This window comes from Streptomyces sp. NPDC028289, assembly GCF_055565975.1.
Window position 1 is genome coordinate 56,734 of record NZ_JBVHTI010000022.1, and the last position, 10,261, is coordinate 66,994.

The following is a 10,261-nucleotide window of genomic DNA, read 5'->3' on the forward strand; positions in this document are numbered from 1 at the left end:
CGCACGACACAGCAGGACAACGAAGAAGGAGAAGCGCACCCAAGCCGCCGCCGGTCCTCGGTAGTGGCCCCCGGGGGGAAGCGAGCCCCGGGTGCTTCGATCGAAGACCGGCCCGCACAGGACGGCGCGCTTCTCCGCAACCGTCCCCCCGCCACACGGGCGGATCGGGACAAAAGACGTAACGCAGACGAAAGTAACGGAGAAAACGCTAGTGGAGAACGAGACCCACTACGCCGAGGCTGTCATCGACAACGGCGCCTTCGGCACCCGCACCATCCGCTTCGAGACGGGCCGCCTGGCCAAGCAGGCCGCCGGCTCCGCCGTGGCGTACCTGGACGACGACACCATGGTGCTGTCGGCCACCACCGCCTCCAAGAACCCCAAGGACCAGCTCGACTTCTTCCCCCTCACGGTGGACGTCGAGGAGCGGATGTACGCCGCCGGCAAGATCCCGGGTTCCTTCTTCCGCCGTGAGGGCCGGCCGAGCGAGGACGCGATCCTCACCTGCCGTCTGATCGACCGCCCGCTGCGCCCGTCCTTCAAGAAGGGCCTGCGCAACGAGATCCAGGTCGTCGCCACCATCATGGCGCTCAACCCCGACCACCTGTACGACGTCGTCGCGATCAACGCCGCGTCCGCGTCCACCCAGCTGGCCGGTCTGCCCTTCTCCGGCCCGATCGGCGGCGTCCGCGTCGCGCTGATCAACGGCCAGTGGGTCGCCTTCCCGACGCACACCGAGCTCGAGGACGCCGTCTTCGACATGGTGGTCGCCGGTCGCGTCCTGGAGGACGGCGACGTCGCGATCATGATGGTCGAGGCCGAGGCCACCGAGAAGACCATCCAGCTGGTCAAGGGCGGCGCCGAGGCGCCGACCGAGGACGTCGTGGCCGCCGGTCTGGACGCCGCGAAGCCCTTCATCAAGGTCCTCTGCAAGGCCCAGGCCGACCTCGCCGCCAAGGCCGCCAAGCCGACCGGCGAGTTCCCGATCTTCCTCGACTACCAGGACGACGTCCTGGAGGCGCTGTCTGCCGCCGTCCGCCCGGAGCTCGCCTCCGCGCTGACGATCGCGGGCAAGCAGGAGCGCGAGGCCGAGCTGGACCGCGTCAAGGGTCTGGCCGCCGAGAAGCTGCTCCCGGAGTTCGAGGGCCGCGAGAAGGAGATCTCCGCCGCGTACCGCTCGCTCACCAAGCAGCTGGTCCGCGAGCGCGTGATCAAGGAGAAGAAGCGCATCGACGGCCGCGGCGTCACGGACATCCGTACGCTCGCCGCCGAGGTCGAGGCCATCCCGCGCGTGCACGGCTCGGCGCTGTTCGAGCGTGGCGAGACCCAGATCCTGGGCGTCACCACCCTGAACATGCTCCGGATGGAGCAGCAGCTGGACACCCTCTCCCCGGTGACCCGCAAGCGCTACATGCACAACTACAACTTCCCGCCGTACTCCACCGGCGAGACCGGCCGCGTCGGCTCCCCGAAGCGCCGCGAGATCGGCCACGGCGCCCTCGCCGAGCGCGCCCTGGTCCCGGTCCTGCCGACCCGCGAGGAGTTCCCCTACGCGATCCGCCAGGTGTCCGAGGCCCTCGGCTCCAACGGCTCGACGTCCATGGGTTCCGTGTGCGCCTCCACCATGTCGCTCCTGAACGCCGGTGTGCCGCTCAAGGCCCCCGTCGCCGGTATCGCCATGGGTCTGATCTCCCAGGAGATCGACGGCGAGACGCACTACGTCACCCTCACCGACATCCTCGGTGCGGAGGACGCCTTCGGTGACATGGACTTCAAGGTCGCCGGCACCAAGGAGTTCGTGACCGCCCTCCAGCTCGACACCAAGCTGGACGGCATCCCGGCCTCCGTCCTGGCCGCCGCCCTCAAGCAGGCCCGGGACGCCCGCCTCCACATCCTCGACGTGATGATGGAAGCGATCGACAAGCCGGACGAGATGTCCCCGAACGCCCCGCGGATCATCACCGTCAAGATCCCCGTGGACAAGATCGGCGAGGTCATCGGCCCCAAGGGCAAGATGATCAACCAGATCCAGGAGGACACCGGCGCCGAGATCACCATCGAGGACGACGGCACCATCTACATCGGCGCCGCCGACGGCCCGTCCGCCGAGGCGGCCCGCGCCACCATCAACGGCATCGCCAACCCGACGATGCCCGAGGTCGGCGAGCGCTACCTGGGCACGGTCGTGAAGACGACGACGTTCGGCGCCTTCGTCTCCCTCCTCCCCGGCAAGGACGGTCTGCTGCACATCTCGCAGATCCGCAAGCTGGCCGGCGGCAAGCGCGTGGAGAACGTCGAGGACGTCCTCGGCGTGGGCCAGAAGGTCCAGGTCGAGATCGCCGAGATCGACTCCCGCGGCAAGCTCTCCCTCATCCCCGTGATCGAGGGCGAGGAAGAGGCCTCCTCCGAGGACGCAAAGGACGACACCGACAAGTGACGTCGAGCAGCTCTACGGCGACGGCCCGCACCTCCTCGGAGGCGCGGGCCGTCGCCCGTACCCAAACCCTGATCAAGGGCGAGAACGGCATCGGCACGGTCCGCAAGACCACCCTCCCCGGCGGCCTGCGCATCGTCACCGAGACCCTGCCCTCGGTCCGCTCCGCGACCTTCGGCATCTGGGCCCACGTCGGCTCCCGCGACGAGACCCCCGCCCTGAACGGCGCCACCCACTACCTGGAGCACCTGCTCTTCAAGGGCACGACCCGGCGCAGTGCGCTGGACATCTCCTCCGCGATCGACGCGGTCGGCGGCGAGATGAACGCGTTCACGGCGAAGGAGTACACGTGCTACTACGCGCGCGTGCTCGACACCGACCTGCCGCTCGCCATCGACGTCGTCTGCGACATGCTCACGGGCTCCCTGATCCTCGAAGAGGACGTCAACGTCGAGCGCGGCGCGATCCTCGAAGAGATCGCGATGACCGAGGACGATCCCGGCGACTGCGTGCACGACCTGTTCGCGCACACCATGTTCGGCGACAACGCCCTCGGCCGCCCCGTCCTCGGCACGGTCGACACGGTCAACGCCCTGACCGCCGACCGCATCCGCCGCTTCTACAAGAAGCACTACGACCCGACCCACCTGGTGGTCGCGGCGGCGGGCAACATCGACCACAACAAGGTCGTACGACAGGTCCGCGCGGCCTTCGAGAAGTCCGGCGCCCTCAAGAGCTCCGACGCGCAGCCGATCGCCCCGCGCGACGGCAGCCGCACCATCCGGACCTCGGGCCGCGTCGAGCTCCTCGGCCGCAAGACCGAACAGGCGCACGTCGTCCTCGGCATGCCCGGCCTCGCCCGCACCGACGACCGCCGCTGGGCGCTCGGCGTGCTCAACACCGCCCTCGGCGGCGGCATGTCCTCCCGGCTCTTCCAGGAGGTCCGGGAGAAGCGCGGCCTGGCCTACAGCGTGTACTCGTACACCTCGGGCTTCGCCGACTGCGGGCTGTTCGGCGTCTACGCCGGCTGCCGGCCCTCGCAGGTGCACGACGTCCTCAAGATCTGCCGGGACGAACTCGACCAGGTGGCCCAGAACGGCCTGCCGGACGAGGAGATAGGGCGGGCCATCGGCCAGCTCCAGGGCTCCACGGTCCTCGGCCTGGAGGACACCGGCGCGCTGATGAACCGTATCGGCAAGAGCGAACTGTGCTGGGGCGAGCAGATGTCCGTCGACGACATGCTGGCCCGGATAGCCGCGGTGACCCCGGACGAGGTCCGCTCGGTCGCCCGCGACATCCTGGGACAGCGCCCGTCGCTGTCGGTCATCGGCCCGCTCAAGGACAAGCAGGCCGCACGCCTGCACGACGCCGTCGCCTGACACACCACCGGTAAGGAACGAAGACGAAGATGAGCAAGCTGCGCGTGGCGGTCCTCGGCGCCAAGGGCCGGATCGGCTCCGAGGCGGTCAGGGCGGTCGAGGCCGCCGAGGACCTGGAGCTGGTCGCCGCCCTCGGCCGGGGCGACAAGCTGGAGGCGCTGGAGGCCTCCGGTGCCCAGGTCGCCGTCGAACTCACCACCCCCGCCTCGGTGATGGGCAACCTCGACTTCTGCGTGCGCCACGGCATCCACGCGGTCGTCGGTACGACGGGCTGGACCGACGACCGCCTCGCGCAGCTGCGGGGCTGGCTCGCCCAGTCTCCGGAGACCGGCGTGCTCATCGCCCCGAACTTCTCCATCGGCGCCGTGCTGACGATGAAGTTCGCGCAGATCGCGGCGCCCTACTTCGAGTCGGTGGAGGTCGTCGAGCTCCACCACCCGAACAAGGTGGACGCACCGAGCGGCACGGCCACCCGCACCGCCCAGCTCATCGCCGAGGCCCGCCGCGCGGCCGGCACCGCCCCGGCCCCGGACGCCACGGTGACCGCCCTGGACGGCGCGCGCGGCGCCAGCGTCGACGGCGTCCCCGTCCACGCAGTCCGCCTGCGCGGCCTCCTGGCCCACCAGGAGGTCCTCCTCGGCGGCGAGGGCGAGACCCTCACCATCCGCCACGACTCCCTCCACCACAGCAGCTTCATGCCGGGCATCCTGCTCGGCGCCCGCCGCGTGGTGACCACTCCGGGCCTGACCTTCGGCCTGGAGAACTTCCTGGACCTGAGCTGAACCGGCAGGACGACATGCGCGCGAAGCTCTCCTACGCCCTCACGGCCGCCGTCCTCCTCTTCTACTTCGTGCTGGTCGGCAGCAGGGGCGTGATGCTCATCCAGACCGGCACGGTCCTCACCGTCACCTTCGGGGTGGCGGTGCTGATCCTGCCGGTCATCGGCCTGTGGTTCCTGTGGAAGAACACCCAGTTCGTCCGCCGGGCCAACGCCCTCGCCGCCGAACTCGACGCCGAGGGCGGCCTGCCCGTGGACGAGCTGAAGCGCACCCCCGGCGGCCGCATCGACCGGGACTCCGCCGACGAGGTCTTCGCCAAACGCAAGGCCGAGACCGAGGCCGCCCCCGACGACTGGCGCAGCTGGTTCCGCCTCGCCGTCGCCTACCACGACGCCCGCGACACCCCGCGCGCCCGCAAGGCCATGCAGCGCGCCATCGCCCTGCACGACGGCAGGCCACTGGAGGCCTGAGCGGCAGCGCTCCTTCAGGGGCGCTGGGGGAGGAACTGCGCGACCAGCCACAACGGCGCCGCAGACGACACACGGCACATCGCGGCACCTCCAGCGGAGCTAACCGCGCCGGTACTCCGCCGCCCACGCCTCCACCACGTCCGCCGCACGGTCGAAGGCCGACGCCCGGCCCACGAAGTCCATGCCGTGCGTGGTCAGCAGCGGCTCGGTGTCCGCCGGGGCGCGGTCCTTGCGTACGAGGGTCAGCGCCTGACCCTGCACCGTCCGCGGCAGGCCCAGCCAGCGCACCGGCTGCTGCGCCGTTCGCACCTCGACGATCCGCTTCCACGGCACCGTGCGCGTGTACAGCAGACCCACCTGGCGCACTCCGTGCGCGCTCACCCACACACCCACGCGCAGTATCCGCAGTGCGGCGGCGATGATCAGCAGGGCGATGCCGAGGACCGCCCCGGCGGAGGACATCGAGCCGGTCAGGGCCAGTGCGACCGCCGCGAACAGCACGAACGAGGCGAGCAGCAGCCACAGGGCGGCTCCGCCGACCCGCCACGGGCCGGGCCGATAGGGGCGCCGCCAGCGGTCGCGGTCGTCGTAGGGCAGGGCGTTGTCGAGTGCCGCGTCATAGGTGCGGTCGGCCGTCAGGAAGGGCAGGGGCACGGCTGGTCCTCACTCAATCCATGCATGGGCTGTGCCCGGTGAGGCTATCCGCCCGTGTTCCCGCCCACCACTCACGGGGGTCCGGAAGAGTCAGTGCCCCTGGGAGGCCTGTGACTGCTGGGTCCCCGAGGCGGACGGCGTGGACAGCGCCGGCATGCCGAGCACCAGCGAGCCCACCAGCCCGGCCACGATGGTGAGCCCGAGCAGCCAGCGCCCGGCTATCTGACTCACGGACGACCGCTGCCGGGGCGGGGGTGTGACATTGCTGCGGAACCTGTCGGCTTCGGCGAGGAAGGCGAACGGGACCGGTTCGCGCCGACCGAACATGGGCGGTGCATCCCCTCTCGGGATCGAACGACTGTCTGTCATCTACCCAGACGGGCGAGTAACCCGAAAGGTGCCCGGTTTCACCGAATTCACAGAAATTCGCTGCCGTATGTCGCGCCCCGGCACCGAACGCCCCGATGTCGGTACCGGGCCGTAGAGTGGGCGCCGCCCGAGAGAAGTGATGGAAGGACCCTCCGAGCCGTGACCGACACCCCCGCCGACGACCTCAAGCCCAGCTTCCGGAGCGATGTCACCGTCGACCTGGTCAAGCACAGCGCGGCCGACTCCGACGTGCTGTGGGCCGCACGCGTGTCCACCGCCGGCGAGCAGTCCCTGGACGAGTTGAAGAAGGACCCGGAGCGCTCCAAGGGCCTCATCAACTACCTGATGCGGGACCGCCACGGCAGCCCCTTCGAGCACAACTCGATGACCTTCTTCATCAGCGCCCCGATCTTCGTCTTCCGCGAGTTCATGCGGCACCGGGTGGGGTGGTCCTACAACGAGGAGTCGGGCCGCTACCGGGAGCTCGAGCCGGTCTTCTACGTCCCCGGCGAGTCCCGCAAGCTCGTCCAGGAGGGCCGCCCCGGCAAGTATGTCTTCGTCGAGGGCACCCAGGCCCAGCAGGAGCTGGTCGGCCGGGTGATGGAGGACTCCTACCGGCAGGCGTACGAGGCCTACCAGGAGATGCTCGCCGCCGGCGTCGCCCGTGAGGTCGCCCGGGCGGTGCTTCCCGTGGGGCTGTTCTCCTCGATGTACGCCACCTGCAACGCCCGCTCGCTGATGCACTTCCTCGGGCTGCGCACCCAGCACGAGCTGGCCAGGGTGCCGTCCTTCCCGCAGCGGGAGATCGAGATGGTCGGCGAGAAGATGGAGGCGGAGTGGGCCAAGCTCATGCCGCTCACCTACGCGGCCTTCAACGCCAACGGCCGGGTCGCGCCGTAGTGCGGCCCGCGGATCGCGCTTGTTGTCGTGCTCGGCACAGATGTACGGATCAGCCTCGCGAGGTGTCCGTATTGCGGCATTTAGAGAAGTTCATCTAGCCTGATCAAACGGACCCGGCACTGCTTGAACCCCCGAGCAGGCAGTGCCGGGCTCCGCATTTGTCCGGACTTTCCCCGCACCCCGAGGGCAGACCGCGCCGTGAGCACCGAGTAGCGTGTAACCCATGGCTCCGACCTCCACTCCGCAGACCCCCTTCGGGCGGGTCCTCACCGCCATGGTCACGCCCTTCACGGCGGACGGCGCGCTCGACCTCGACGGCGCACAGCGGCTCGCCACCCACCTGGTGGACGCAGGCAACGACGGCCTGATCATCAACGGGACCACCGGCGAGTCCCCCACCACCAGTGACGCGGAGAAATCGGACCTGGTACGAGCCGTACTGGAGGCGGTCGGCGACCGCGCCCACGTCGTGGCCGGAGTAGGCACCAACGACACCCACCACAGCATCGAGCTGGCCCGCCAGGCCGAGCGCGACGGCGCGCACGGCCTGCTGGTCGTCACGCCGTACTACAACAAGCCCCCGCAGGAGGGCCTGTACCGGCACTTCACGGCCGTCGCCGACGCCACCGGGCTGCCCGTGATGCTCTACGACATCCCCGGCCGCAGCGGCGTCCCGATCAGCACCGAGACGCTGGTCCGCCTCGCCGAGCACCCGAGGATCGTCGCCAACAAGGACGCCAAGGGCGACCTGGGCCGTGCGAGCTGGGCCATCGCGCAGTCCGGCCTCGCCTGGTACTCCGGCGACGACATGCTGAACCTGCCGCTGCTCTCCGTGGGCGCGGTCGGCTTCGTCTCGGTCGTCGGTCACGTGGTCACGCCCGACCTACGGGCCCTCGTCGACGCGTACACCACCGGTGACGTCGTCAAGGCCGCCGAGATCCACCAGAAGCTGCTCCCCGTCTACACTGGCATGTTCCGCACCCAGGGCGTCATGACCACCAAGGCGGCGCTCGCCCTCCAGGGACTGCCCGCAGGACCCCTGCGCGCCCCCATGGTCGAATGTTCGGCCGAGGAGATTGCCCAGCTCAAGATCGATCTTGCCGCCGGCGGGGTACAACTCTGACAACAGACTTCTGCGCGGCCGTCCGCGCAGCAACGCTTCACAACTGAATAAGCGGGACCACCGGTGCCCGCACCCCACCAAGACAACGACAACTGCTTATGCACGAACGTCACGCACGCCACGTGCCCGACCGGTACGTGGCGTGCGTGGTGAGGAGAGTCTTTTGAGTCATCCGCATCCTGAACTCGGCCCGCCGCCCCAGCTCCCCGAAGGCGCCCTCCGCGTCACGCCACTCGGCGGTCTGGGCGAGATCGGCCGAAACATGACCGTCTTCGAGTACGGCGGCCGCCTGCTGATCGTCGACTGCGGAGTGCTCTTCCCCGAGGAGGAGCAGCCCGGAATCGACCTGATCCTGCCGGACTTCTCGTCCATCCGGGACCGCCTCGACGACGTCGAGGGCATCGTCCTCACCCATGGCCACGAGGACCACATCGGCGGCGTCCCCTACCTGCTCCGCGAGAAGCCGGACATCCCGCTGATCGGCTCCAAGCTGACCCTCGCGCTCATCGAGGCGAAGCTCCAGGAGCACCGCATCCGCCCGTACACGCTGGAAGTGGCGGAGGGCCAGCGCGAGCGCGTCGGCCCCTTCGACTGCGAGTTCGTCGCCGTCAACCACTCCATCCCGGACGCCCTCGCGGTCGCCATCCGCACCCCGGCCGGCATGGTCGTACACACCGGCGACTTCAAGATGGACCAGCTCCCGCTGGACCACCGCCTCACGGATCTGCACGCGTTCGCGCGACTGAGCGAGGAGGGTATCGACCTCCTCCTGGCCGACTCGACGAACGCCGAGGTCCCCGGCTTCGTCCCGCCCGAGCGCGACATCTCGAACGTTCTGCGCCAGGTCTTCGCCAACGCCCGCAAGCGGATCATCGTGGCGAGCTTCGCCAGCCACGTCCACCGCATCCAGCAGATTCTGGACGCGGCCCACGAGTACGGCCGCCGGGTCGCCTTCGTCGGCCGCTCCATGGTCCGCAACATGGGCATCGCGAGGGACCTCGGCTACCTGAAGGTCCCGCCGGGCCTGGTCGTCGACGTCAAGACGCTCGACGATCTCCCCGACCACGAGGTGGTCCTGGTCTGCACGGGCTCCCAGGGCGAACCGATGGCCGCCCTGTCCCGGATGGCCAACCGTGACCACCAGATCCGCATCGTCGACGGCGACACGGTCATCCTGGCCTCGTCGCTCATTCCCGGAAACGAGAACGCGGTCTACCGCGTCATCAACGGCCTGACCCGCTGGGGCGCCAACGTCGTCCACAAGGGCAACGCCAAGGTGCACGTTTCCGGCCACGCCTCCGCGGGCGAGCTGCTGTACTTCTACAACATCTGCCGGCCGAGGAACCTGATGCCGGTCCACGGCGAATGGCGCCACCTGCGCGCCAACGCCGAGCTCGGCGCTCTGACCGGCGTCCCGCACGACCGCATCGTCATCGCCGAGGACGGCGTCGTCGTCGACCTCGTCGCGGGCAAGGCCAAGATCTCCGGCAAGGTCCAGGCGGGCTATGTCTACGTCGACGGCCTCTCGGTCGGCGACGTCGGGGAGCCGGCCCTCAAGGACCGCAAGATCCTCGGCGACGAGGGCATCATCTCGGTCTTCGTGGTCGTCGACTCGTCCACCGGCAAGATCACGGGCGGACCCCACGTCCAGGCCCGCGGCTCCGGCATCGACGACTCGGCGTTCGCCGCCGTCATCCCGAAGATCTCCGAAGTCCTGGAACGCTCGGCCCAGGACGGCGTCGTGGAGCCCCACCAGCTGCAGCAACTCATCCGCCGGACCCTCGGCAAGTGGGTCTCGGACACGTACCGGCGCAGGCCGATGATCCTCCCGGTGGTCGTGGAGGTCTGACACGCGCACGCGTGAACCCGGAGCGGGGCTCCTCGATTTGCATCGAGGAGCCCCGCTCCAGTAGGTTTACGGCTCTGCCCGACCGGGAACCCCAGTGCTTCATGCACCGGATCCAGGTGCCCCGGACCGGGTGGAAATTCCGACTCAGAACTTCTGATAAAGTCGGAGCCGCCGGAAAGGGAAACGCGAGAGCGAGAACCTGGAAAGCGCCGAGGAAATCGGATCGAGAAAAGATCTGATAGAGTCGGAAACGCAAGACCGAAGGGAAGCCCGGAGGAAAGCCCGAGAGGGTGAGTACAAAGGA

At 69.2% G+C, this 10,261-nt stretch carries 9 protein-coding genes; 7 read left to right on the forward strand and 2 right to left on the reverse strand.

From position 1 onward, the window contains the following. Nucleotides 1-211 precede the first annotated feature (211 nt). The 4 genes from ACZ4UV_RS51515 to ACZ4UV_RS51530 are packed head-to-tail and all read left to right on the forward strand — an operon-like array spanning nucleotide 212 to nucleotide 5,062. A complete protein-coding gene (locus ACZ4UV_RS51515; protein WP_467850098.1) occupies nucleotides 212-2,437 on the forward strand; it encodes a polyribonucleotide nucleotidyltransferase in 2,226 nt (741 codons plus the stop codon). Then, nucleotides 2,434-3,813 carry a M16 family metallopeptidase gene (locus tag ACZ4UV_RS51520; RefSeq protein WP_451021723.1) on the forward strand — a complete coding sequence of 460 codons (1,380 nt, stop codon included), beginning with the start codon at nucleotides 2,434-2,436 and terminating at the stop codon, nucleotides 3,811-3,813. The genes ACZ4UV_RS51515 and ACZ4UV_RS51520 overlap by 4 nt, the downstream gene beginning before the upstream one ends. Nucleotides 3,814-3,842: 29 nt before the next feature. Beyond that, nucleotides 3,843-4,595, forward strand: a complete 753-nt coding sequence (gene dapB, locus ACZ4UV_RS51525) for a 4-hydroxy-tetrahydrodipicolinate reductase (protein ID WP_351501502.1) — start codon at nucleotides 3,843-3,845, stop codon at nucleotides 4,593-4,595. A 14-nt stretch (nucleotides 4,596-4,609) separates the two neighbouring features. Beyond that, the gene (locus ACZ4UV_RS51530; protein ID WP_366365123.1) at nucleotides 4,610-5,062 is read left to right on the forward strand and encodes a tetratricopeptide repeat protein; all 453 of its coding nucleotides are present in this window, start codon (nucleotides 4,610-4,612) and stop codon (nucleotides 5,060-5,062) included. Nucleotides 5,063-5,161: 99 nt separating this feature from the next. Here ACZ4UV_RS51530 and ACZ4UV_RS51535 read toward each other — a convergent pair whose 3' ends face one another. Both ACZ4UV_RS51535 and ACZ4UV_RS51540 read right to left on the reverse strand, forming a co-directional pair. Then, nucleotides 5,162-5,716, reverse strand: coding sequence for a hypothetical protein (locus ACZ4UV_RS51535; protein WP_351501505.1), 555 nt, complete (start codon nucleotides 5,714-5,716; stop codon nucleotides 5,162-5,164). 90 nt (nucleotides 5,717-5,806) lie between these two features. After that, nucleotides 5,807-6,043, reverse strand: a complete 237-nt coding sequence (locus ACZ4UV_RS51540; RefSeq protein ID WP_351501507.1) for a hypothetical protein — start codon at nucleotides 6,041-6,043, stop codon at nucleotides 5,807-5,809. A gap of 201 nt (nucleotides 6,044-6,244) precedes the next feature. Here ACZ4UV_RS51540 and thyX point away from each other — a divergent pair, with 201 nt between their 5' ends. The 3 genes from thyX (at nucleotide 6,245) to ACZ4UV_RS51555 (ending at nucleotide 9,957) form a co-directional block, all read left to right on the forward strand. Further along, on the forward strand, nucleotides 6,245-6,985 hold the full coding sequence (gene thyX, locus ACZ4UV_RS51545; protein WP_390041106.1) for an FAD-dependent thymidylate synthase: 741 nt from the start codon (nucleotides 6,245-6,247) through the stop codon (nucleotides 6,983-6,985). 223 nt (nucleotides 6,986-7,208) lie between these two features. Beyond that, nucleotides 7,209-8,108, forward strand: a complete 900-nt coding sequence (gene dapA, locus ACZ4UV_RS51550) for a 4-hydroxy-tetrahydrodipicolinate synthase (protein WP_390041108.1) — start codon at nucleotides 7,209-7,211, stop codon at nucleotides 8,106-8,108. A 163-nt stretch (nucleotides 8,109-8,271) separates the two neighbouring features. Next, on the forward strand, nucleotides 8,272-9,957 hold the full coding sequence (locus ACZ4UV_RS51555) for a ribonuclease J (RefSeq protein WP_390041110.1): 1,686 nt from the start codon (nucleotides 8,272-8,274) through the stop codon (nucleotides 9,955-9,957). The last annotated feature ends 304 nt before the right edge of the window (nucleotides 9,958-10,261 follow it).

Excerpts from the sequence above, each read along its gene's own strand:
- ACZ4UV_RS51540 (WP_351501507.1), bottom strand. The coding sequence starts at position 6,043 with ATGTTCGGTCGGCGCGAACCGGTCCCGTTCGCCTTCCTCGCCGAAGCC.
- ACZ4UV_RS51530 (WP_366365123.1), top strand. The coding sequence starts at position 4,610 with ATGCGCGCGAAGCTCTCCTACGCCCTCACGGCCGCCGTCCTCCTCTTC.
- dapA (WP_390041108.1), top strand. The coding sequence starts at position 7,209 with ATGGCTCCGACCTCCACTCCGCAGACCCCCTTCGGGCGGGTCCTCACC.
- dapB (WP_351501502.1), top strand. The coding sequence starts at position 3,843 with ATGAGCAAGCTGCGCGTGGCGGTCCTCGGCGCCAAGGGCCGGATCGGC.